The organism is Curtobacterium sp. Arg-1, from assembly GCF_025643395.1.
Lineage (GTDB): Bacteria > Actinomycetota > Actinomycetes > Actinomycetales > Microbacteriaceae > Curtobacterium > Curtobacterium poinsettiae.
Genome location: NZ_CP095731.1, coordinates 2,660,669 through 2,683,661 on the forward strand (window position 1 = coordinate 2,660,669; position 22,993 = coordinate 2,683,661).

The window sequence follows — 22,993 nt, forward strand, 5'->3', positions numbered from 1 at the left end:
CGGCGACGCGCACCACGTCACGAGGTCTGTCTCCCGTTCCCCCGGGTCGGCCCCGGTCCGCAGCAGGACCGCAGGGCACATCGGCGTACCGCCGTACCCGGGATGACGCATTCGACACCGGCCGCCGCCCACCCGCGCACCGGCCACACCGCCCGGAGAACCACCATGTCGCTCACCATCGCCCAGCCCCGCACCGCGCTCCGCTCAGTACCGACCCCGACCGACCTCGGCACCGTGACGCCGATCCGCCCGCGACCCGTCTCCCCGGCGGCGAGCGGACCGGCCACCGCGCCGACGAGCCCGGTGGTCGCGCCGCAGCGGAACCGCGCCCTGCCGGAGGGCACCGAGGCTCGCGGCTTCGCCCTGTACGTCGGCATCGACGAAGCCAAGGCCGCGGCCGCCGGCACGACCCTGGCCGCGGTCGTCGAGCAGCTCAAGGCACTCACCGCCCAGCTCGTCCCGTCGTCCGAGACCTACGCGGCCGTCGCCGTCGCCGCCGAGCACTCCGGTGGCCGCGACGTCGACGTCGTCCGCCTCGCACTGCAGGACCGCTCCGCGGTGGCCGCCCGCAAGCAGGCCGAGAAGCCCGAACCCGAGGAGACGGGCGTCGTCATCGACATCTCCCGGAAGCGCGTGACCCTCGACGGTGAAGCCGCGCCCCTGACCTACAAGGAGTTCGAGCTCCTGCAGTTCCTGGTCCTCCGCGAGGGCCAGACCGTCGACCGCTCCGCGATCATCGAGGGCCTGTGGTCCGACGGCGAGGACGAGACCCCGAACGAGCGCACCATCGACGTGCACGTCCGTCGCCTCCGCTCCAAGCTCGGCGCCTTCGAGGAGATCGTCCGGACCGTGCGCGGCGTCGGCTACCGCTTCGACCGGCACGCGGACGTCGCAGTGTGGTACGCGTCGACCCCGTCACCCGACCTCTTCTGAAACGCTCCGACTGCTCTTGGTGAACTCGCAGCGAACCGGGCCCGGAGAGGCTGGCGCCCCGTTACCGCTTCGTTATACAGTCGGTGGTGCAGACGGTGTTTGCTGTGGCACCGCCTGCGGAATGTGATTGCAGGAAACTCTTGGTGCAAGGGAGAGGGCCGGTCGCCGACAGGTGGCCGGCCCTCGTGCATGTCGCCCGGCTCCTGTCGGAGCCCGTCGGTAGTGTGGTCAGTCCGACGACCGGAGGGAACGCGAACGTGAGCGAGACACGCCGCAGTGAGAAGGCGACCGCCGTGGCCGCCTGGGAAGCGCTGTTCCGCGCCCAGGTCGCCGTGATGCGGAGTCTCAACGCGGACTTCCCCGGCGACGAGATCTCGTTCAACGAGTACGACGTGTGCTTCAACCTGTCGACCCAGCCCGGTCGACGCTGCCGGATGCGCGACCTCACCGGGCACCTGCTGCTCACCCAGCCGAGCGTCAGCCGTCTGGTCGACCGACTGCTCGCCCGCGGCATCGTCGAGAAGCAGCCGGACCCCACCGATGCCCGCGGCGTGATCGTGGCGCTGACCCCGCACGGCTTCGACGTCTACCGGCAGGTCGCCGTGCAGCACGCGGCGAGCATCGCCCAGCAGGTGGGCGCCGGCCTGTCCGACCCCGAGCTCCGCACCCTCACCGAACTCTGCACCAAGCTCCGGCTGGCAGTCGGCACGGCACCGGGCCGGCGGTCGACGCCACGAGCGGTCACCACGCTGGATTCGGCGACGGTGTGACCGGCGCGATCGTCTGGCTCCGTGACGACCTGCGGCTGTCCGACAATCCGGCGCTCCGTGCGGCGATCGACCACGGCGGCGACGTCACCGTGGTGGTCGTCCTCGACGAGCAGTCCCCCGGACTCCGTCCGATCGGTGCGGCGAGCCGCTGGTGGCTGCACCACTCCCTGACCGCGCTCGACGCCGACCTGCGCGAGCGGGGTTCCCGGCTGGTCCTGCGACGCGGTGCCGCGGCGCAGACCATCGACCAGCTCGTCGCCGAGACGGGCGCGGACGCCGTGTACTGGAACCGTCGGTACGGCGCCGTCGAGCGCGACATCGACGCCGGGATCAAGGCCGCACTGCACGATCGCGGCATCGAGGCGCACAGCTTCGCCGCGAACCTGCTCTGGGAACCGTGGACGGTGCTCACCGGCCAGGGCGAGCCGTACAAGGTGTTCACGCCGTTCTGGAACGCCGTCCAGGCACTGCCCGAGCCACGGCACCCCCTGCCGGACCCGGACGACCTGCCCGCTGCGGCCGACGTCACCGGTGACGCACTGTCCGACTGGGCGCTGCTGCCGACGGAGCCCGACTGGGCCGGTGGGCTCCGCGACGCCTGGACCCCGGGCGAGCACGGCGCCCGGCAGCAGCTCGAGCACTTCGTCGAGCACGCGCTCGAGGACTACGACCAGCGGGACGAGCCCGCGATGGAGGCCACGAGCAGCCTCTCCCCGTTCCTGCGGTGGGGCGAGATCAGCCCGTACCAGGTGTGGCACCGTCTGCACGAGCGGCTCGAGCCCGCGCAGCGCCAGAACGCCTCGGCGTTCCTCCGGCAGCTGGCGTGGCGTGAGTTCAACTGGAACGAGTAGCTTCCACTGCGACGACATCACCACCGTCAACGTCCGTCGGAACTTCGACGCGTTCCCCTGGCGTGACCCCGAGGAAGCCGAGCTCGAGCGCTGGCGACAGGGCCTGACCGGCTTCGACCTGGTCGACGCCGGCATGCGCGAGCTCTGGCACAGCGGTGCGATGCACAACCGGGTGCGGCTGGCCGCCGGGAGCTTCCTGGTGAAGAACCTGCTCGTCGACTGGCGCGTCGGGGAGCAGTGGTTCTGGGACACGCTGGTCGACGCCGACCCCGCGAACAACGCGGCGAACTGGCAGTGGGTCGCGGGTTCCGGCTTCGACGCCGCACCGTACTTCCGTGTCTTCAACCCCGATCGGCAGCTCGAGCGGTTCGACCCGCACCGCGAGTACGTCCACCGCTGGGTCCCCGCCGACGAGCTGCGCCCCGAGCCGATGGTCGACCTGAAGGCGTCACGCCAGCGGGCGTTGGACGCCTACGAGCGGATGCGCCGCTCGTGAAGGATGCGCCGCTCGCGAACGATGCGCACCCCGCGGTGGCTGCGGTCGTCGACCAGGTCGACGAGCTGTTCCGCGCTCGTGTCGAACAGGGCATCGCGCCGAGCAGTGTGTGGGGCGTGTTCGACCGTTCCGGGCTCGTCGCCTCCGGCGGGCACGGCGACCGCGGTGACGGTCAGCGGCCGGACGCGGACACCGTGTACCGCATCGCCTCGTGCACCAAGAGCGTCACGGCCGCGACCCTGCTGACGCTCGTCGCCCGGGGTGCGCTCGACCTCGACGCCCCGATCAGCGACTTCGTTCCGGCCTTCGACGCCGTCGCCCTGCCGGCCCCGGACTCTCCCGTCCCCACGGTGCGGATGCTGCTGACGATGTCGGCCGGGTTCCCCACCGACGATCCCTGGGCTGACCGCCAGGAGTCCATCTCGGACGCCGAGCTCGACCAGGTCCTGCGTGCTGGCCTGCTGTTCGACTCGCTGCCCGGCACCCGTTTCGCGTACTCGAACCTGGGGTACGCACTGCTCGGCCGGGTCGTCGCCGTCGTGACGGGGCAGCCCTTCACCCAGGCCGCCAGCGAGATCGTGCTGCGTCCCCTCGGACTGGCCGACACGGTGTTCCGCGCCGACGAGTCCAGCGGGTTCGTGGTCACCGGTGTCCGCGGGCACGAGGGCGACTGGGAACCCCTGCCGATGACCGGGCCCGGCGCGTTCTCGTCGATCGGTGGACTGTTCTCGACCGTGCGCGACCTGGCTCGCTGGGCGACCCACCTCGGCTCTGGCTTCTCCGGCGCGCCCGAACCCGGTCCGGTCTCCCCCGCCGACCGCCGGCTCATGCAGCAGGCGATGCGGGTCGTCCCCCCGTCGGTCGTCCCGGGTTCGCCCCGCGCAACCGCGTACGGCTTCGGGCTGTTCGTCGAGCAGGACGACCGCTTCGGCGAACTCGTGTCCCACTCCGGCGGCTACCCGGGCTTCTCCGCCCACATGCGGTGGTCCGTGCGCGACGGCCTCGGGGTCGTCGCGTTCGAGAACGCCACCCAGGCCAAGGTCTCCGCTGCCGCGCAGCAGGCGCACGACCTCGTGCTCGGGGCGGCGCTGACGACGGACGCACCCGCGGCGACCGGACCGAGCACCGGGGCGGCGGTGACCAGCCGCGCGACGCGAGCCGCGCAGGCCGCGGTGATGCGCCTCCTGGCCGACTGGCGCGACGACCTGGCGGACGCGATCTGCACGCCCAACGTGGCGATGGACGTGCCCTACGACCGTCGACGGCGCGCGGTCGCCCAGGCCGTGTCCGAGGTCGGCGCCGACCTCGCTGCGACACCGGTGGCCGAGTCCTCTTCCGCACCGTCGCACCTGCGCTGGTGGATGCCCGGCGCGTGCGGGCGGCTGCGCGTCGAGATCCGGCTCGCACCAGTGGGTGCCGGACTCGTCCAGACCCTGAACGTGGTCGCCGAGCCGTCGGAGCGCTGACCCGCAGGCAGCAGCACCGCCGGTCAGATCACGCAGATCACGCAGATCACCCAGGTCGCTCAGGTCGCTCAGACCGGCGGCCGACCGCCCACGAAACCGAGTGCCCGAGCGGCGACCCGGGTGCCCTCGCGTGCCGCCGCACCGACCCGCACCGGGTCGGTCGCCCAGGCGCGGACGAACCCGGCGACGAAGGCGTCCCCGGCGCCGATGGTGTCGACGACGGTCGCGGGCGTCGCAGGGACCCGTTGGACGCTCCGCCCCCGGCGCCCGATCAGTGCGCCGTCCGCCCCCGCCGTGACGACGACCAGCGGGACGTGCTCGGTCAGCCGGCGCACCGCGGCGTCGAGGTCGTCCCCTCCGCCGAGGGCGAGCGCCTCCTGCTGGTCGGGGAAGAGCACGTCGACGCCCCGCAGCGCCTGGAGGAACCGGTCCGCGCCGACGGTCTCGATCACCGCGACCGACGAGGGGTCCACCGCGACGCGCGCCGGCCCTGTCCGGGCACACGCGACGAGTGCGGCGAGCCGGTCGACCCCGCCGCCGAGCATGGCGGCACCCGTCAGGTGCACGATGTCAGCACGTGCGACCAACGAGGGCGGGACGTCGGCCGCGCTGATCTTCCCGCTCGCAGCCGGATCGGACATCGCGGTGCGGCCGTGGTCGTTGCGGACGGAGACGACGACGCCGGTGGACGTCATCGCGTCGTAGCGCAGGTGGGCTCGGACCCCGGCGTCCTCGAGCGCACGCTCGTGCCGGTAGACGTCGTCGACCCCGACCCGGGCGACGACGTCGACCTCGGCCCCGAGCCAGCCGAGCCAGGTGGCCGTGTTGCCGCCGGCCCCGGTCGGACGGTGGCGGATCTGCGCTGCCGGGTCGTGCACCCCGATCCGGTGCGCGGTGGTGTGCACGAGGACGCCGTCCAGGACGTCGCCGACGACCAGGAAGCGTTTTCCGGCGCCACGGCGACGGCCCGCGACCACCCGTCCAGCGGGGGTCCCCTCGGGCCGTGACGGCGGCAGAGCGCGCTCGAACGGCATGGACATCCGCAACAGTGTACTTGGAAACGAGTATTTCTCCGTTTCTATCGGTGGAAACGGAGGGTGCACCAAGGATATGCCTCCTGTCAGGTCCGCTCCCGAAACTGATATACCGATGCTAGTATGTGAACGGTCGCGCGACCACCGCCACGACGACGGAGATGCCATGCCCAGGAAGCCCGACCCGACCCGCAAACCCGCGATCCTCGAGAAGGTGGTCGACCACTTCGTCGAGACCAAGATCGAGGACGTCACGGTCCGGGGCCTCGGCCGTGTGCTCGGGACGAGCGCCTACCCCGTCGTGTACCACTTCGGCTCGCGGGACGCCCTGATCGACTCCGTCGTCGAGCACCTCGCGGCCAACCGCCCGGCGACGGCGCTCGATCCGGCATCCGATGTGGATGCCCTCGCCGATCACCTGGTCGCGACCTTCGGCGGACTCGACGACCCGCACCGCGCGTTGGCCGCACGACTCACCTTCGAACTCGGATCGGTCGAGTCCCTCGACGGGCGCGACCGACAGCGCCGTGCGCACCGCTGCCACGTCGCGGCCATCCGGGCGTGGTGCCGCGAACACGGTGCCGACCCCGTCCTCGCCGAACGAGCTGCCCAACGCACGGTGATGGCAGCACGCGGAGCCCAGTGGAGCGCGCTGGTCGACCGTGCACAGACCGACGTCGACGCCGCACTGCGTCGCATCGCCCACGACCTCGCCGCCGGTGCGCCCGGCCGCGACGCCGTGCGCTGAGCCCGCGTGGCGGCGTCCCCACGACCAACCGATCGCGTCCCCGGCAGTCGCGCCCGGCCCGGAGCGCCCCGGGACCACGAACGGGAGGCACGGTGCCAGCTGGCACCGTGCCTCCCGTTCGTCAGGTCGTCACCGTGGCGACCCGCCGACGCGGATCAGAGCGTGACGAACCGCTGCGACTTCGCGTTCTCGAAACGAGCGGCGACGTTCTCCCAGTCGACGATGTTCCAGACGGCCTTGACGTAGTCCGCCTTGACGTTGAGGTAGTCGAGGTAGAAGGCGTGCTCCCACATGTCGAGCATGAAGATCGGGACGAGACCGAACGGGATGTTGCCCTGCTGGTCGAAGAGCTGGAACGTGGTGAGCTTCTGGCCCACGGTGTCCCAGGCCAGCACGGACCAGCCGGAGCCCTGGATGCCGTTCGCGACGGCGGCGAACTGCGCCTGGAACTGCTCGAACGAACCGAAGAACTCGTCGATCGCCGCGGCGAGCTCGCCCTCGGGGACCTTCGTGTCCGGACCGAGGTTGGTCCAGAAGATCGAGTGGTTCACGTGACCACCGAGGTGGAACGCGAGGTCCTTCTCGAGCTTGTTGATCGCACCGAAGTTGCCCGACTCACGGGCCTCACCGAGCTGCTGCAGCGCGGTGTTGGCACCGGTGACGTAGGCCTGGTGGTGCTTGTCGTGGTGCAGCTGCATGATCTTGCCGCTGATGTGCGGCTCGAGCGCGGCGTAGTCGTACGGCAGTTCCGGCAGGGTGTACTCAGCCATGTGAGGTCCTTTCGATCAGTGGGTTGTGGACGCGGCTCCGCGGCTCACGAGAGCCGGGAACGATCGGTGAGGGAGTGGAATTCCCGGTTGTGGTAGACCAGCGGCTCGCCACGGTCGGCGCCGACGATGATGTCGAGCACCTCGGCGACGACGACGGTCGAGCTGCCGATCGGGGTCGTCGACAGCGGTCGGCAGCGGAGGGCACTCGCCGCACTCGGCAGGTAGCGGTCGCCGGACGGCAGGGTGCCCCAGATCGGGTCGTCGGCCGCCGGGCTGCCCGTCGAGGCGAAGCGCTTGGCCAGTGCGACCCCGAGGGAGTCGACCAGGTGCACGACGAAGATCGGCGCACCGAGGACGACCCCGGCCGAGCCGGAGTTGGTGGAGAGCGAGAAGACGAGGACGGGTGGGTCGACGGCGACGCTCGCGACGCTCGAGGCGGTGAGGCCGGTCGGTCCGTCCGGGCCTTCGGCCGTGATGACGGCGACGCCGGCAGGGTGCCCGCGGAACGCGGACTTGTACGCGTCGGCGATGGTGGCCGGTGCTTCGTCGGGCATGGTGATCGTGGTCGTTCCTTCGGGAGGGGCTGCCGTCACTCGGCGGCTGTCACCCAACGTATGACCTGAACCCTGGTTGAGGTCAACGATTCACAGGTTCGGGGACGGCCGGGCGCGCCGTGGCGACGACTCCGCGCCCGCTCAGCGGCGCTTGAGCATGACGAGCGCACCCGCTGCCGCCACGACCATGAGCACCGCCGCGACGCCCGCGGTGATCGTCACGCCGGAGTCGAACGCCGCCCGTGCCGACTCGAGCAGTGCCTGCCCGGCGCCACCACCGAGCTGACCGGCCGCGGCGACCGCGCCACCGAGGGTCTCCTGTGCCGCGACGTGTGCCGACGAGGACAACCCGTCGGGCACCACGACGTGCGCCCGGTAGGTCGTCGCCAGGATCGTGCCGAGGACCGCGGTGCCGAGCACGGCGCCGATCTCGTACGCCGTCTCGGACATCGCCGATGCCGCACCGGCCTTGTCCGCCGGGGCCGTCGAGATGATGAGGTCGTTCGTCACCGTCTCGGACGCCCCGATGCCGATGCCGAGCAGCACGAACGCGAACGCCAGGGCCGCGATGGACGCGTGGTGTCCGAGGACCGCGACGAGGGCGTACGCCGCCGCCGAGAACAGCAGCGCCACCGACACGACCCACCGCGGTGCGACCCGGGCGACGACCGGCACGACCGCGAGCCCGGCGACGATGGTCAGCACCGACCCCGGGATGAGCACGACGCCGGACGCGAACGGATCGAGCCCGGCCACGAGCTGCAGGTGCTGGGCGATGAAGAACAGGAACCCGGTGAGCGAGAACATCGCCGCCAGGTTCATCAGCACGCTGCCGGTGAAGGCCGTGCTGCGGAACAGCCGCAGGTCGAGCATCGGCGTGCGGGACCGCAGCTGCCGGCGGACGAACGCGATGCCGCAGACGACACCGACGGCGAGCATGGCGATCGCGAGCCCCCGCTCCTCGGGGTGCACGACGGACTTGATGGCCCAGGCGATCGGTGCGAGGGCTCCGAGGGACAGGAACATGCTCGGCAGGTCGACCGGTCCGGGCAGCGGGTCGCGGGACTCCGGCACGCAGAACGGCACACCGACGAGCATGAGCACGAGGATCGGCACCGCGACCAGGAACACGCTGCCCCAGTGGAAGTGCGCGAGCAGGGCGCCACCGACGAGCGGGCCGAGCGCGTTGCCGGCGGCGAACATCGTCGACCAGACGGCGAGCGCCATCCGCCGCTCCCCCGCGTCGACGAACACGTTGCGGATGATCGACAGCGTGGCGGGCATGAGCATCGCGCCGAAGACCCCCATCGCGATCCGTGCCGCGACGAGCATCCAGGCGTCGGTCGCGAAGGCCGCGGCCACCGAGAACAGGGCGAAGCCGGTCGCGCCGATCACCAGGATCCGTCTGCGGCCGATCCGGTCGCCGATGCTGCCCATGACGACGAGCAGTCCGGCGAGCACGAGCGGGTACGCGTCCACGATCCAGAGCTGCGTGGTGGCGTCCGGGTTCAGCGCGCGGCTGATCGACGGCAGCGCGAAGCTCAGGATGGTGTTGTCCACCGAGATGAGCAGCACCGGCAACATGAGCACGGCGAGCGCCAGGAACCGTCGGGCGCGGCTCCCGGTGACGCGGGTGGCGACGGGGCTGGTGAGCAGTGCGGACACGGCGGACTCCTGGGACTTCGAGCCGGACCAGGTCGACGGCGGGTGGTACGTGGGGCAGACGAGACGGGACGCGGGATGGACACGCGCCCCGTCAGGACCCCGTTAGTGTACCGTCCGGACGGTTTTGGTTGCAAGTGCAACCGACGACGGCCGGGAGGCCCGTGGCGGTCGTGCCGTCTGCCGTCGGGCCGTCCTCTGGTCGCGTTCTCGGACCTACGCCGATTCGCGGAGCAGCAACCGGTGTCGCACCGTGCGCTCCACGGCCGCGCCGGAGCGCGGCAGCTCGCCCGCGAGCATGCCGAGCGCGAGGTCGAGGGCCTGGCCGGCGACCTCGTCCAGGTCGACGGCCAGCGTGGTGAGTGTCGGCGCGACGAGCGTCCCGAGCGGCAGGCCGTCGACACCGACCACGCGGACGTCACCGGGGACGTCGACGCCGGCACGACGGCACGCCGACAGCACGCCGAGGGCCAGCACGTCGTTGAACGCCAGGACCGCGTCCACACGGCGGTGCTCGGCGAGGATCCGCTCGGTCTGCTCGGCACCGGCCTCGGCGGTGGGCACGGACGCGATGACGAGGTCGGGCAGGTACCCGCGGTGCCGCAGCGCCGCGACCATGCGCTCCCCCGCTGGCTCGGCACACCGTCGGCGGCGGCGTCGAGCACGACGGGGTGCTTCACCCCGGTGTCGACGAGGTGGTCGGCGAGGTCCTCGATCGCGGCGGTCGGGTCGATCCGGACCGCGGCGCGGGTCACCGGGCCCGAGGGGTCGAGCTCGACGACGGGGACCGAGCCGAGCCGTTCGATCCACTCCGGCGCCCGGGACCCGAGGTAGCCGATCACGACGTCGGTCTGCGCGCCGAGGGACTCCACCATCCGGTCCGAGTCGCTCGCGAGCCCGACGTCCGCGAGCATGACGTTCCACCCGCGAGCGGCGGCCAGGCCGAGCACCGCCGACGCGAGCGCGGGGGCGTAGGGGTTCCGCAGGTCGTTGACGACGAGTCCGAGCTGGTGGTCGCCGCCGGTGACGAGCCCGCGGCCGAACCGCGACGGCCGGTAGTCGAGCGACGCCGCGGCCTGGAGCACGCGGTCCTTGGTCGCCGCGCTGATGCCGGACATGCCGTTCATCGCGCGGGTGACGGTCTGCCGGGACACCCCGGCGGCCGCGGCGACGTCGATGATCGTCGCGCGGCCGCCCGGGGTCAGGCGCGGAGGTCCAGCCATGCCACCTGTTCCGGGGTGAGGTCGACGGAGAGGCCGGTCATGGACGACCGGGCCTCCGCGATCGTACGGGGTCCGAAGAGCGGGAACGTCGGGAACGGCTGGTGGAGCACGTACGCCAGGGCGATCGCCGTCGCCGGGGCGCCGAACTGCTCCCCGAGTTCGCGTGCACGCCGGAGCCGCTCGAAGTTGTCGTCCGAGTAGTAGCAGCGGACGAGCTCGGCGTCACTGGTGTCCTCGGGCGTCGCGCGGCCGGTGAAGAAGCCGCGGGCCTGCGACGACCACGGCAGCAGCGGGACCTGGCGCTCCTCGAGCCAGGCCTTCGACGCGGCGTCGGTCGCGTGCTCGCAGCCGTCCCACGGCACGTCGTACGCCTCGGCGAGGCCGAAGTGGTTGCTCAGGACCTCGAACCCGTGCTTCCCGTTGGCCCGGGCGTAGGCGTTCGCCTCGTCGAAGCGTGCGGGGGTCCAGTTCGAGCCGCCGTAGACGCGGATGCGGCCGGCACGACGGTGCTCGTCGAGCACGTCGACGAACTCCCCCACCGGGATGTCCGGGTTGTCCCGGTGCATCATGTAGATGTCCGCGTAGTCGGTGCCCTGTCGGTCCAGGCTCTCGAGCAGCTGCCGGGTGATCGACTCCGGGTCGCAGTGCGGGGTGTGGGCCCCCTTCGTGATGACGACCACGTCCTCGCGGATCCCCCGGTTCTGGATCCACTTGCCGAGCCGCCCCTCGAGCACCCCGCCGCCGTAGATGTACCCGGTGTCGAAGACGTTGCCGCCCTGCTCGACGAACAGGTCGAAGATCGCGCTGGCGTGGGCCAGGTCGGGCTGGTTGTCGACACCCATCACCAGGCGGGACATCCGCTTGCCGACACCCGGCACCTCGCCGTACCGCATCGGGTTGCCGTCCTGCACTGCGAGCGGTCGGCCGGACACCGTCGGGATGTCGGCGGACTCGGCCTCGAACGGGTAGCGCAGGCCGATCGCCGCGCGCCACCGGTCGAGCGTGCGCGCGGTGGCGAGGGTCTCGTCGATGGTCATCTGCGCTGCCTCGACCGCACCGGCACGCAGGGCGTCGGTGGTGGCGTCGGCCTCTCGGGCGTAGGGGTGCTCTCCCGCGAAAGAAAGCGAACGAGGGGGTTCGTCGACCGTGCGGATCTCGATCGTGGGGTCGTCGCCGAGCGTCCAGGGGTCGGTGAGGACGATGCGGCCGCGCGTGCCGTACACCGACACCGCGTTGTCGTCCTGCACGGAGACGCCGGTGCGGACCGCCGCCGTGATCCCACCCTTGTAGGTGAGCTGCGCCACCGTCCACTCGTCGACGCCGGTCGGTCCGAGCGTGCCGGTGGCGGTGAGGTCCACGGGCTCGGCGACCGCGACCCCGGTGGCGGCCTGCACGATCGCCGCGGCCATCGTCACCGGGTAGCCGCCGACGTCGAGGATCCCGCCGCCGGCGGTGTCGACGTCGAACAGCCGCCCCGTGCGCTCCCCCGTCCGGAACGCGAACGAGGCGTCGATGTGGGTCACGTCGCCGATCACGCCGTCGCGGACCAGGTCGACCAGCGCAGCGGTCTGCGGGTGGAAGCGGTACATGAACGCCTCGACGAGCGGCAGGCCGGCCTGGCGAGCGGCATCGGTCAGCGCCATCGCGGTGCCGTGGTTCACGGCGAGGGGCTTCTCGCACAGCACGGCCTTGCCGGCCTGGAGTGCGGCGAGCACGAGCCGGGCGTGCCCGGTGTGCACGGTCGACACGTAGACGGCGTCGACGCGCGGGTCGGCGAGGACCTCGTCGTAGGTGCCGGCGGTCACGTCGGCGAACCCGTACCCGGCAGCCTCGTCGGCGAAGACCTGTGCGCGTTCGGTCGAGGAACTGCCGGCCGCCACCAGGACGCCCCCGCTGGCGGGCAGCTGCGAGAGGAAGCGTCGGGCGATGCCGCCGGGGCCGAGGACGGCCCACCCGGGGCGGTCCGTGGTGGTCGGGGTCGGGGTGGTGGCGGTGTTCGCCGTCTGCGCTGACATGCGGATCCTTGTCGTCTCGTGAACCTTCACGGTCGCTCCGACCGTAGCCCCTGCGGGCGCGATCAGCAACGGGCACACGGCACTTCGTGAGCGTTCACGGCGACTGCGGCCGTGCTGGCGTCCGCGCCCCCGGGAACTGCTCCTAGACTCTCGGCATGGCCAGTGCCCGCGACCGTGTCCTCGACAGCTTCGTCGCCATCGTGTGCGAAGAGGGCGAGCGCCCCGCCACCCTCGACGCCGTCGCCGCGCGCGCCGGTGTCTCGAAGGGTGGGCTGCTCTACCACTTCGGCTCGAAGGCCGCCCTGGTCGAGGGGCTCTGCGAACGGCTGTCGGACCTGTCCGCGATCGACGTCGAGCGCATGCAGGACGCCGAGGACGGCGCCGCGCGCTACTTCGTCCGCAACTGCCTGTTCGTCGGCAGCGAGCTCGACCTCGCCCTGCTCGCCGCGAGCCGCCTGCAGCAGGCCGGCTACGAAGAGGCGGGTCGCACCCTCGACGACACCGAGAACGCCTGGCTCACGACACTCGTCGACGCCCTGGGTGACGAGCCGACCGCGCAGGCTGTCAAGCTCCTCGGCGACGGGCTGTACCACCAGGCCTCACTCGGGGCCGCGAGCGAGGTCCGACCGAAGCGCGGCAGCGTCGACATGGAGACCCTGCTCGCCGTCGTCGACCGGCTGATCGCGACCCGACCCGGCGCGTGAACCGGCACACCCCCTGCTGGGGATAGACTGGGGAACGATCCACTCGTCGACACCCGGAGGTATCCCGTGGGCCGCGTCATCGCCGCTGTTTTCTCGATCCTGCTGCTGCTGGTGTCGATGTACCTGTTCGGGTTCGCCTTCCAGGTCGAGTCGGGCCAGGCCTTCGTCTTCATGGCGGGTGTGCTCCTGATGAGCCTCTCCTTCTTCCTGCCGATCCACGTGTTCGGCAAGCGCTAGCGGGCGCAGCCGCTCGACGAGCGCAGACAGAACGGCCCCGCACCTCACCGGTGCGGGGCCGTTCTGCGTGGAGCGTCAGGCCGAGAGCGGCTCAGGCCAGGACGCGCAGCGACCGCAACGTCACCGCGGTGCTGATCGCGGCGTGGGCGGCCTCGGCGCCCTTGTCCTCCTTGGAGCCGGGCAGCCCCGCACGGTCGAGGCCCTGCTGCTCGTCGTCCAGGGTGAGCACACCGAACCCGACGGGCTTGCCGGTGTCGATCGCGACCTGCGTCAGCCCGGTCGTCGCGGCGCCCGAGACGTACTCGAAGTGCGGGGTGCCACCGCGGATGATGACGCCGAGCGCGACCGCGGCGTCGAAACCGGCGCCGAGCGCGGTCTTCGCGACCACGGGCAGCTCGAAGCTGCCGGGGACGGGGATGACGTCGGCCGTCGCCCCGAGCCGCTCGACCTCGCGCTGCGCCCCGGCCAGCAGTCCCGCAGCGATCGTGTCGTGCCACTGTCCGGCGATGATGGCCACCCGGATCCCGGTGCCGTCGACCTGGTCGCGGTCCGCCGCGCCTGCTCCGCTCATCGTGTCGTTCCTTCCGTGGGCGCGGCAGTCGCTGCCGCCGCCCGGTCTGCCGCGTCCAGCCACTCGGCGAGCGCAGCGATGGTGATGACGGGCACGCCTTCGCGCGCCCCGAGTGCGACGAGCGCCGGCAGTCGCATCATGCTGCCGTCCTCGTCGACGATCTCGCAGATCGCCGCAGCGGGACGGAGTCCGGCCGCGGTGACGAGCTCGATCGCTGCTTCGGTGTGCCCGGCGCGCTCGCGGACCCCACCCGGTCGGGCGCGCAGGGGCACCACGTGGCCGGGTCGGTGCAGGTCGTCGCGCACCGAGTCCGGGTCGGCGAGGACCCGCAGGGTGCGGGCGCGGTCGTGGGCGCTGATGCCCGTGGTCACACCGACGGCCGCATCGACGGTGACCGTGTAGGCCGTACCGCGGACGTCCTCGTTGTGCGCCACCATCGGCGGCAGGTCGAGCGCGTCGGCGATCTCGGTGCTGACCGGCGCGCAGATGAACCCGGACGAGTGCGCGACGGTCCAGGCGATCCACTCCGGCGACGCGAGCTCGGCGGACAGGATGACGTCGCCCTCGTTCTCACGGTCCTCGTCGTCGACGACGATGACGGGGCGGCCCGCCGCGATCGACGCGATCGCGGTCTCGATGCTCGACGAGCCGAGCGCCTGCGGGACGGTGCCGGCCTCGGCGACCATCACCGGGCCTCCGATCCGGCGGTCTCGAGCGGCTGCGCGGCGGTCTCGAGGGACTGCGCCGCGGCGTCGAGCCGCAGCATGCGGCGGACGTGCCGGGCCAGCACGTCGGTCTCGACGTTCACCCGGTCACCCGGCACACGGAGCCCGAGCGTCGTGGCCTCGAGCGTCTCGGGGATCAGGCTCACCTCGAACCAGGCGGCGTCGGGGTGGGTGTCCTCTGGGGAGACGGCGCTGACCGTGAGCGAGACGCCGTCGAGCGCGACGGAGCCCTTGTCGACCACGAGCGGGCTGAGCGCCGGCGCGAGCGAGAACCGCACGCGCCGCCAGCCGTCGCCGTCGGAGGTCTCGAGCACCGTGGCGGTGCCGTCGATGTGGCCCTGCACGATGTGTCCGCCCAGGCGGTCGCCGACCGACGCAGCGCGCTCGAGGTTCAGGCGGTCCCCCACCCGGAGTGTGCCGTGGGCGCTCATGTCGAGGGTCTGCTTCATGACGAAGGCGGTGAAGGTCTCGGGGGTCTGTTCGACGACGGTCAGGCAGACACCGCTCGTGGCGATCGAGTCGCCGTGCCGGGCGTCCTGCACGACGACGGGGCCGTGCACGGTGAGCGCGACGGAGTCGCCCTGCTGCTCGACGGCGGTGACGGTGCCGAGTTCCTCGATGATGCCGGTGAACACTGGTGTCCTCTCAACGGGACTCCGGGGGCGTTCGACGATCGTCGGCATCGACGGACGGGTCGCACCCCACGGGTCGTGGGGTCGTCCTGTCCGCCCAGCGCGCCTCCCATCCGGACTTTCACCGTCGGTCCCGGATTTCCACCGGGTCAACATCTGGCGGGTTCGCACCCGTCGTCAGTTCGTGGACTGTCACCACCGGCTCGGATTTCCACCGACCCCGGAGCGCTTGCGTAGTCGGAACGATACCCCAGGCCGCTGACGGCCGCGCTCTGCTCGTGAGCGCCGTCGTAACCGGGCGTCTCCCCCGGACGGGTCCTGCGTCCGCGGTGTCCGTCGTCCAGACCGCGACGATCCACGAGTCGATCGACGAGCGGTCCGTCGGAACATGCACACGCATCCGATGCGCCGACGTGACCGGAGGTCTCCCCGGGCACGGTGACGAGGGGCGCCACGGTGTGACGCCCCTCGATCACCCGGCGGTCAGTGCCGGCGACGGAGCACGAGCGTGCCGACTCCGGCGAGGAGCAGCAGGAGCGCGAACCCTGCCGGCAGGACCGGCGAGCCGGCTCCCGTGTACGCGAGCTCCGGCTGGCCGTCACCGGCCGCGGCGGCTGCCGCGACGGTCCCGGCGCTGGTCCGGACCCCGCTGGTGGCGGCGGTCGTGGTGGTCGCCACGCCCGCTGTGGAGGCCCGGGTCGGCTCGACGACGTCTACCACAGCCACGGGGATGGTCACGGTGCCGGGCTCGGTGCCGGGCTCGGGGTCCGTCCCGGTGGGGACGGTTCCCGGGTCGGTCCCGGGGTCGGTGCCGGGATCGGTCCCGGGGTCGGTGCCGGGATCCGTGCCGGGGTCGGTTCCGGGGTCCGTGCCCGGGTCGGTCCCGGGGTCAGTACCCGGGTCGGTGCCGGGGTCCGTGCCGGTGCCGGTGCCCGGGGTGGTGCTGGCGCCGTCACCGACGATGCCGATCCCGTTGCCACCGATGGTGACCGGCAGGCTGATCACGGGGGTCACCTGCGTGCCGGAGAGCAGACCGCCGTCACCGGAGGTCGTGCCGCCGGTCGTCGGTGTCGTGGAGCCGGTACCGGTGGCCGGAGCCGTCGTGCCGGTGCTCGTGCCGTCACCGAGGACGCCGATCCCGTTGCCACCGATGGTGACCGGGACGGCGACGACCGGGCTGACCTGCGTGCCCGACGCTGTGCCGTCCGAACCCGAGGTCGAACCACCGGCGGCCGGAGCGGTCCCGGTGCCCGTGGTCGTGCCTGCGGCCGGAGCCGTGTTCGTCGAGGTACCCGTCCCGAGCAGTCCGATGCCGTTGTCCGCCACCGTGACCGGGATCGAGACCACCGGGGACACCTGCGTGCCCGAGGCCGTCCCGTCCGAACCCGAGGTCGAACCACCGGCCGCCGCGGCGGTCCCGGTGCCCGTGCTCGTGCCTGCGGCCGGAGCCGTGCTCGTCGAGCTGCCGTCACCGAGGACGCCGATGCCGTTGCCACCGATCGTCACCGGGACGTCGACCAGACCGGTCACCTGGGTGCCGGAGAGCAGTCCGTCGGTGCCCGAGGTGGTCGGCGCTGCCGGGGCCTCGGCGGCCGGAGCCGTCGGGGTCGTCGGTGCCGTTGCCTCGGGGGCGGTCGATGTCGACGTGCCGTCACCCAGGACGCCGATGCCGTTGCCGGACACCGTCACCGGGGCCGTCACGGTCGGGGCGACCTGGGTGCCGGAGGCGGTGCCGTCCTCCCCCGAGGTGCTCGGAGCGGGAGCCGCCGGGGCCGGAGCGGGAGCCGCCGGCGCCGGGGCCGGAGCCGGAGCAGCCGCGGGGGCAGCCGCGGGGGCGCTCGTCGAGACCGCGTCGCCGCCGACGGCCACGGCGTTGCCGCCGACCGTCACCGGTGCTGCGACGTCCGGCACCACCTGCGTGCCGGAGAGCGTGCCGTCCTCGCCCGAGGTGCTCGGGGACACGGCGGCGGGCGCCGGAGCAGCCGCCGGGGCCGGGGCAGCCCCGGCCGAGCCGGTCACGGTGGACACCGCGTCACCGAGCACGCCGATCGCGTTGCCGCCGAGGGACACCGGAGCGTCCACGGAGGGCGCCACCTGGGTGCCCGAGACGGTGCCGTCGGCACCCGAGGTCGTGGCCGCGTTCGCCGCAGCCGTGCCGCCGAGCGTGAGCCCGCCGACGAAGAGGGCGAACCAGAGCCCTCTGGAGACGTACTTGTTCATGGTCGTGCTCCCTGATCGAGATCGTCACCGACCGCGGACGCAGCCGGGATGTGTGCGTGCCTGCCGTGCCGGGCAGGCGCACCGATCTCAGTCAGGGGCGACGTCGTGCTCGCCGACGACCGATGCGGGGACCGCGTCGTCGGAGAGCGTGCCGCGAGACCCCGCGGCGAGGGAGACGATGTCGTCGGTCGTACCGACGATGCCGACGGCAGCTGCGCCGCCGGAGTTCGTGGAGGCGCTGCCACCGAGCACGCCGGCGTCGGTGCCGTCGAACGGGACCCCGTGGCCCTCGCCGTCCTCGGGGACGAGCAGCGCGTGTCCGCCGAGGGTCGCGTCCTGCACATCGACGGCCGTGACGACCGGACCGACCGTGGCCGTCGTGGCGGCTACGTCGACCGGCACCGACGGCCGGAGTCCGGCTGCGCGGTCGCCCACCGCACCGGCGGCGACGACACGCGCCGATGCGGGTGCGGTGGGCACCGTGGCGCCCTGCGTGGCGACGGTTCCGGGCCGGACGGGTGCGTTCGCGACCGGCGCCGACGGGACGGGCCCGGCGGGCGGGTTCGAGCCGCCGCCCACCGGGAGTGCTGGGACGTCGACGACGGGATCCGTGCCTCCTGGCAGGGCGCCGCCCACGGACGGGACGACGCCCTCGACCACGGCAGGGACGGTGCCGACGGTCGTGCCGACCGAGCCGAGCGTGTCGTCGACCAGGCCCGTGACCGGACCGGTGACGGTGCCGAGGGTGTCGTCGCCGAGGACCGTCCCGACCACCGGGACGCTGCCGACCACGTCGTCGACGGTGTCGACGACGGCGGTCACGGGGCGCACGCCGGTGACGTGTTCCACGGTGCCCGTGACGGGGCGCAGGACGTTCGCGACGGCGTCGGTGACCGGACGGGAGGCGGTGCTCACGTGGTCGACGACCTGTCGCACCGGGCGCGTGGCCGGGTCGGCCGCGGGGGCGGTCGTGGTCGTGGTCGGCTGGGCAGCCGGGGCAGCCGGGGCGGCAGGCGCCGGAGCGGGGCTCGACGGGGCCGGGGCGGCAGGCGCGGGAGCGGCGGGAGCAGGGGCGGCGGGGACCGCGGCAGGCACCGGGGCTGCGGGAGCGGGCGCCGATGCTGCCGGTGCCGGTGCCGGGGCTGCGGGAGCAGGTGCCGGTGCCGCGGGTGCCGGCACGACGGCCTTGCGGACGGGGTCCGTCACGCCGCCGACGACCTTGCCGACCTCGCCGGTCACCCCCTGCACGGTGCCACCGACGCCCTCGATCACGTTGCCGACGAGTCCGCGCTGCTCGGCAGCAGGCGGGGCCGTCGTGGCGGCGGATGCCGGGCGCGCGCCGAGCAGCAGGGACAGCAGCACGAGGGCAGCGAGGGTCCCGACGCCCAGCAGGACGATGCGGAGTGCGGCGCGCCAGGGTGCGCGCAACGGGTTGTCCATGCGCTCACCTCCTGATCTCGGCTGCGCACGTAGAGTGGTTGACCGGCAATGTACGCCGATCCGGTCCGGAACACACCCTGTTTCGGAAGAAATACTCAGGAAGGGCCGTCCGTGGTCTCGATCTTCAACGCTCCGACCCGCAACCTGGACATCGTCACGCTGCACGAGATCCTGCGGCTCCGGCAGGATGTCTTCGTCGTCGAGCAGGAGGCCGCGTACGGCGACATCGACGGCCGCGACCTCGAGCCGGGGACGGTGCAGTTCTGGGCCGGCAACGGCTCGGTGGACGCGACCCTGCGTCTGCTCCGCGAGCCCGACGGCACCGAGCGCATCGGCCGGGTCGCCACCGCGCAGCATGCCCGCGGGCAGGGACTCGCCGGGCAGCTCATGGAGGCGGCGATCGCCGAGTCGCGCTCGCCGAGCATCGCCCTCGGCGCCCAGTCCCACCTGGAGCAGTGGTACGGCCGCTTCGGATTCGTGCGTTCCGGGGACGAGTACCTCGAGGACCGCATCCCGCACATCCCGATGACGCGGAAGCGCTGACCCGGAGCTACTGCCCCGGGGCCCCTGACGCGGGGTTCGTGTCTCAGGCCCGCCAGCGCCGCAGTTCGTCGAACGAGCGGCCCTGGGTGGCGCGGTCGGCGACGAGGCGTTCGAACACGATGTTCGTCTGTGTCGTCGCCACCGAGGGGTCACCGCTGAGCTCGTCGGCGACGAAGTCCCGGAGCTGCTCGGTCGACTCGCACGCGATGTGCACGAGGAAGTCCTTGTCCCCGGCCAGGAACGACACGTCCTGCACGACCGGCACCCGCAGCAGGCGCTTCGCGAAGTCCCGCAGTTCGTGGCGAGCGGCGGCGTGCACGCGGACGGACACCATCGCCTCGATCGAGAACCCCAGGCGCGCGACGTCCACCTCGGCCCGGTAGCCGCGGATCACCCCGGCGTCCTCGAGGGCACGGACCCGGGCGAGGCACGTCGAGGGCGCGATGCCGACCGCGGCCGCGAGCCGGTTGTTCGGGATCCGGGCGTCCGCGGCGAGGGTCCAGAGGATGCGCTCGTCGACCTCGTCCAGGCGCGGAGCGGGGTCGGGGCGACGTGCGGGTCGGCCAGACACCCCTCGACGCTACCGCGGCGGCGCGAGCAGGGCGCGGAGGGCGTCCTCGAGCGCCGCCGACACGACGGCGTCGTCGGCGGATGCCAGGGGTTCCACCGCGGTGGACTGCCGGAGCATCGACATCCCGAGCACCACCGCGAGCGCGATCTCGGCCCGGACGAGCAGCGCGTCGGACCCGGCACCGCCGACGGTGCCCGCGAGCCGTTCGGCGTAGCGACGCAGCGTCTCGCGGCGGATGGCGTCGGCACCGTCGTCGCCGGAGGACCGGAGCAGGAGCATCAGCTGCAGCGAGTCGTCGTCGGTGGGCGTCCGCACGATGTGGGTGATGATCCCCGTGAGCGCCCGCTCGAGCCCCTGTTCGCTCGTCTCCTCGGCGCCCAGGTCACGGACGACGCGGTCGAGGCAGGCGCGGAACAGCCCTTCCTTCGACCCGAAGTACCGGTTGATCAGGGCGACGTTGACCCCGGCGTCCCCGGCGATCTCGCGCACGGTCGTCGCGCGGTACCCGTCGAAGGCGAACCGTCGGCGGGCGGCCTGCACGAGCAGGAGTCGGGTGGCCGCGGCGTCCTTGCTCATGGAGCGCAGCCTAGCGGTCCTCACAGGGATGTAAGCAAGCGTTGACATGCGGTCGTTCCGGCGTACGCTCGTGATGTCAGCAGTTGTTTACATCGACCACGAGCACACGGAGCACGATGACCGACACCATGCAGGGCCCACGGACCGGCTCGCACCCCACCACGAACGGGCGCCGGCCGAACAGCACGGCGATCATCGTCTCCCTGTCCCTCGGCGGCCTGTCCTTCGCGGTCCTGCAGTCGCTGGTCGCCCCGGCGCTGTCGACCATCGGCCAGGACCTCGGCGCCTCCACCAGTGCGACGAGCTGGGTGCTCACGGCCTACCTGCTCTCCGCCTCGGTGCTCACGCCGATCCTCGGTCGCCTCGGCGACATGATCGGCAAGCGCAAGGTCCTGATCGTCGTGCTGTCGATCCTGCTCGTCGGGGCCGTGCTCGCCGCCCTCGCGCCGAACCTCGGCGTGCTGATCGTCGGACGGGCACTGCAGGGCGCCGCCGGTGCCGTGATGCCGCTGTCGATCGGCATCGTGCGGGACGAGCTGCCGAAGGAGAAGGTCAGCGTCACGATCGGTCTGCTGTCGGCGATCTTCGGGATCGGTGCCGGTGTCGGCATCGTCGCGGCCGGCCCCATCGTCGAGCACCTGTCCTGGCACTGGCTGTTCTGGCTCCCCGCCGTGCTCGTCGTCATCGCGCTGCTCGGGGCGGTCTTCGGCATGCCGGAGTCCCCCGTGCGGAAGCCCGGACGCCTCGACACGGCCGGCACGTTCGTCCTGGCGGTGTCGCTCGTCGCGATCCTGCTCGCCGTCAGCGAGGGCGAGACCTGGGGCTGGGGCGACGCCAAGACCATCGGCCTGCTGGTCCTCGGCGCCGTCGCACTGGTCGTGTTCGTCCTCGTCGAGCTGCGGGTCGCCGAGCCGCTCATCGACGTGCGGCTCTTCGCCGTCTGCGGCGTCTGGACCGCCCACGTCGTCGCACTGGTCTTCGGGTTCGCGATGTTCGGCACCTTCGTCCTCGTCCCGACGCTCCTGCAGCTCCCGACGGCGCTCGGCTACGGCTTCGGCAAGGACGTCACCCAGGCCGGGCTCTTCCTGCTGCCGACCGTCGTGATGATGGTGGTCGCCGGGCCGATCGCCGGCGTCCTGGTGCGCAAGGTCGGCCCGAAGCCGCCGATGCTCATCGGCGGGTTCGCCATCGTCGCCGCGTTCGTGCTGCCAGCCATCGCACACGCCGAGCTGTGGCAGGTGGTGGCCTCCGGCGTCCTGACCGGCATCGGCATCGGCATGGCCCTGGCAGCCTGCTCGAACGCGATCATCGAGAGCGTCCCCGCGAACCAGACCGGCGAGGCCATCAGCGCCAACACGGTCGTCCGCACCATCGGCTCGAGCGTCGGCACCGCCGTCATCGCCGCGCTCATCACCTCGCACAGCACGCCGCAGGGGCTGCCGACCGACGACGCCTTCACGATCGGGTTCTGGGCGTGCACCGGGGTCGCGGTCGTGGCCGTGCTCGCAGCACTCGTCGCCCCGTCGATGCGTGCCCGCCGCGCAGCGGCCGCCGCCCGCGGGATCGACGACCTCGAGGAGGTCACCGAGTAGCGCGGTGGACCCGGCCACCCCGCCAGGCCCGTCCTGCGTCGTCGACGCGGGGCGGGCCTCCGCGTCCGTTGCACAACCTGGGAACGCACCGCACGCACGCGCGGCGGCGTGACGATCATCGGGTCGGTCGCGTCCTGTCAGGGGACGCGGACCGCCGCGCCCGGACAGGAGACCCTCATGAGCAGCACCGATCACGACGACACCACCGCACCCGGCCGGCCGTCGTTCCGCGACACCGTGACCGCCGGACTCGTGCAGAAGGCCCTCGAGCCGGTGCTGCGCGCGGTACGTGAGGAGGTCGCCTCGGCGCGGCGGGAGATCGGCGAGCGCGCCAGCGGTGCGAAGACCGGGCTGGTGCTCACCGGGGTGGCCGTCGGGTTCGCCCTGACGACCCTGGTCGCACTGGCGGGCTTCGCGGTGGCGCTGTTGGCCCTGGCCCTGCCGCTGTGGGCGGCGACCGGGATCACGTTCGCGGCGTTCGCGATCGTCACCGCGATCCTGTTCGTCGTCGGCCTGCGCGGGATCCGGCGCGGGGTACCGCCGGTGCCGAAGGACACGATCCGGGCGGCCAAGCAGCGGGTGACGCACGCGGCGGACGCCCCGGCGGACAGCGCCGCGCGCGACTGACGCCCCCGCTCCCGCCGTCGCTGCGGGCGCAGC

Annotated in this window: 21 protein-coding genes, 3 pseudogenes and 1 riboswitch; of the genes and pseudogenes, 10 read left to right on the plus strand and 14 right to left on the minus strand. The window is 72.5% G+C overall.

Annotation, left to right across the window (positions count from 1 at the left end):
• Positions 1-165 precede the first annotated feature (165 nt).
• From MXD64_RS12560 to MXD64_RS12575, 4 genes and pseudogenes are all read left to right on the plus strand, one after another.
• On the plus strand, positions 166-933 hold the full coding sequence (locus MXD64_RS12560; RefSeq protein ID WP_263136528.1) for a winged helix-turn-helix domain-containing protein: 768 nt from the start codon (positions 166-168) through the stop codon (positions 931-933).
• A 257-nt stretch (positions 934-1,190) separates the two neighbouring features.
• A complete protein-coding gene (locus MXD64_RS12565; protein ID WP_235045702.1) occupies positions 1,191-1,703 on the plus strand; it encodes a MarR family winged helix-turn-helix transcriptional regulator in 513 nt (170 codons plus the stop codon).
• Positions 1,700-3,050: pseudogene (locus MXD64_RS12570) on the plus strand (cryptochrome/photolyase family protein). The gene MXD64_RS12565 and the pseudogene MXD64_RS12570 overlap by 4 nt, the downstream one beginning before the upstream one ends.
• Complete coding sequence (locus MXD64_RS12575) at positions 3,047-4,516, plus strand: serine hydrolase domain-containing protein (RefSeq protein ID WP_263136529.1); 1,470 nt, start codon at positions 3,047-3,049, stop codon at positions 4,514-4,516. Before MXD64_RS12570 ends, MXD64_RS12575 begins: the two are co-directional and overlap by 4 nt.
• A gap of 68 nt (positions 4,517-4,584) precedes the next feature.
• On the opposite strand, the gene MXD64_RS12580 is transcribed toward MXD64_RS12575, so the two are convergent.
• The gene (locus tag MXD64_RS12580; RefSeq protein WP_159556777.1) at positions 4,585-5,556 is read right to left on the minus strand and encodes a carbohydrate kinase family protein; all 972 of its coding nucleotides are present in this window, start codon (positions 5,554-5,556) and stop codon (positions 4,585-4,587) included.
• 160 nt (positions 5,557-5,716) lie between these two features.
• Here MXD64_RS12580 and MXD64_RS12585 point away from each other — a divergent pair, with 160 nt between their 5' ends.
• On the plus strand, positions 5,717-6,298 hold the full coding sequence (locus tag MXD64_RS12585; protein WP_017888566.1) for a TetR/AcrR family transcriptional regulator: 582 nt from the start codon (positions 5,717-5,719) through the stop codon (positions 6,296-6,298).
• Between the two features lie 155 nt (positions 6,299-6,453).
• Here the strand turns inward: MXD64_RS12585 and MXD64_RS12590 are convergent, their stop codons facing one another.
• From MXD64_RS12590 to MXD64_RS12610, 6 genes and pseudogenes are all read right to left on the minus strand, one after another.
• Positions 6,454-7,068: a superoxide dismutase gene (locus MXD64_RS12590; protein ID WP_017888565.1), complete on the minus strand. Its 615-nt coding sequence runs from the start codon at positions 7,066-7,068 to the stop codon at positions 6,454-6,456.
• A gap of 44 nt (positions 7,069-7,112) precedes the next feature.
• Entirely contained in the window at positions 7,113-7,622 is a 510-nt protein-coding gene (locus tag MXD64_RS12595; RefSeq protein WP_042538085.1) for a flavin reductase family protein, read from the minus strand.
• Positions 7,623-7,763: 141 nt separating this feature from the next.
• The gene (locus MXD64_RS12600) at positions 7,764-9,287 is read right to left on the minus strand and encodes an MFS transporter (RefSeq protein WP_017888563.1); all 1,524 of its coding nucleotides are present in this window, start codon (positions 9,285-9,287) and stop codon (positions 7,764-7,766) included.
• Between the two features lie 213 nt (positions 9,288-9,500).
• Entirely contained in the window at positions 9,501-9,902 is a 402-nt protein-coding gene (locus MXD64_RS12605; RefSeq protein ID WP_263136530.1) for a substrate-binding domain-containing protein, read from the minus strand.
• Between the two features lie 488 nt (positions 9,903-10,390).
• Positions 10,391-10,507 (minus strand): annotated as a pseudogene (locus tag MXD64_RS17770) (LacI family DNA-binding transcriptional regulator); the annotation flags it as partial.
• Positions 10,486-12,522 carry an aldo/keto reductase gene (locus MXD64_RS12610; RefSeq protein ID WP_263136531.1) on the minus strand — a complete coding sequence of 679 codons (2,037 nt, stop codon included), beginning with the start codon at positions 12,520-12,522 and terminating at the stop codon, positions 10,486-10,488. The pseudogene MXD64_RS17770 and the gene MXD64_RS12610, both read right to left, overlap by 22 nt.
• A gap of 155 nt (positions 12,523-12,677) precedes the next feature.
• On the opposite strand from MXD64_RS12610, the gene MXD64_RS12615 reads away from it, so the two are divergent.
• Positions 12,678-13,226: a TetR/AcrR family transcriptional regulator gene (locus MXD64_RS12615; RefSeq protein ID WP_017888560.1), complete on the plus strand. Its 549-nt coding sequence runs from the start codon at positions 12,678-12,680 to the stop codon at positions 13,224-13,226.
• Positions 13,227-13,292: 66 nt separating this feature from the next.
• Positions 13,293-13,463 (plus strand): hypothetical protein, encoded by a 171-nt coding sequence (locus MXD64_RS12620; RefSeq protein ID WP_017888559.1) that lies wholly within the window; start codon positions 13,293-13,295, stop codon positions 13,461-13,463.
• A gap of 91 nt (positions 13,464-13,554) precedes the next feature.
• On the opposite strand, the gene ribH is transcribed toward MXD64_RS12620, so the two are convergent.
• The 5 genes and pseudogenes from ribH to MXD64_RS12645 all read right to left on the minus strand — a co-directional run bounded on the left by ribH (position 13,555) and on the right by MXD64_RS12645 (position 19,051).
• Entirely contained in the window at positions 13,555-14,034 is a 480-nt protein-coding gene (gene ribH / locus MXD64_RS12625; RefSeq protein WP_017888558.1) for a 6,7-dimethyl-8-ribityllumazine synthase, read from the minus strand.
• Positions 14,035-14,057: 23 nt separating this feature from the next.
• Positions 14,058-14,720: pseudogene (gene ribB, locus MXD64_RS12630) on the minus strand (3,4-dihydroxy-2-butanone-4-phosphate synthase); the annotation flags it as partial.
• On the minus strand, positions 14,720-15,394 hold the full coding sequence (locus MXD64_RS12635) for a riboflavin synthase (RefSeq protein WP_042538091.1): 675 nt from the start codon (positions 15,392-15,394) through the stop codon (positions 14,720-14,722). The gene MXD64_RS12635 and the pseudogene ribB, both read right to left, overlap by 1 nt.
• A 94-nt stretch (positions 15,395-15,488) precedes the next feature.
• Positions 15,489-15,623: riboswitch (FMN riboswitch) on the minus strand.
• 251 nt (positions 15,624-15,874) lie between these two features.
• Complete coding sequence (locus MXD64_RS12640) at positions 15,875-17,611, minus strand: hypothetical protein (RefSeq protein WP_263136532.1); 1,737 nt, start codon at positions 17,609-17,611, stop codon at positions 15,875-15,877.
• 87 nt (positions 17,612-17,698) lie between these two features.
• Positions 17,699-19,051 (minus strand): hypothetical protein, encoded by a 1,353-nt coding sequence (locus MXD64_RS12645; protein WP_263136533.1) that lies wholly within the window; start codon positions 19,049-19,051, stop codon positions 17,699-17,701.
• 111 nt (positions 19,052-19,162) lie between these two features.
• Here MXD64_RS12645 and MXD64_RS12650 point away from each other — a divergent pair, with 111 nt between their 5' ends.
• Entirely contained in the window at positions 19,163-19,594 is a 432-nt protein-coding gene (locus MXD64_RS12650; protein WP_017888555.1) for a GNAT family N-acetyltransferase, read from the plus strand.
• A 43-nt stretch (positions 19,595-19,637) separates the two neighbouring features.
• On the opposite strand, the gene MXD64_RS12655 is transcribed toward MXD64_RS12650, so the two are convergent.
• Positions 19,638-20,165, minus strand: a complete 528-nt coding sequence (locus MXD64_RS12655) for an Lrp/AsnC family transcriptional regulator (protein ID WP_263136534.1) — start codon at positions 20,163-20,165, stop codon at positions 19,638-19,640.
• A 9-nt stretch (positions 20,166-20,174) separates the two neighbouring features.
• A complete protein-coding gene (locus MXD64_RS12660) occupies positions 20,175-20,741 on the minus strand; it encodes a TetR/AcrR family transcriptional regulator (protein WP_017888553.1) in 567 nt (188 codons plus the stop codon).
• Positions 20,742-20,857: 116 nt separating this feature from the next.
• Between MXD64_RS12660 and MXD64_RS12665 the strand changes: the two genes are divergently transcribed.
• Both MXD64_RS12665 and MXD64_RS12670 read left to right on the plus strand, forming a co-directional pair.
• Complete coding sequence (locus tag MXD64_RS12665) at positions 20,858-22,333, plus strand: MFS transporter (RefSeq protein ID WP_263136535.1); 1,476 nt, start codon at positions 20,858-20,860, stop codon at positions 22,331-22,333.
• Positions 22,334-22,510: 177 nt separating this feature from the next.
• Positions 22,511-22,960: a phage holin family protein gene (locus MXD64_RS12670; protein WP_194589791.1), complete on the plus strand. Its 450-nt coding sequence runs from the start codon at positions 22,511-22,513 to the stop codon at positions 22,958-22,960.
• Positions 22,961-22,993: the final 33 nt, after the last annotated feature.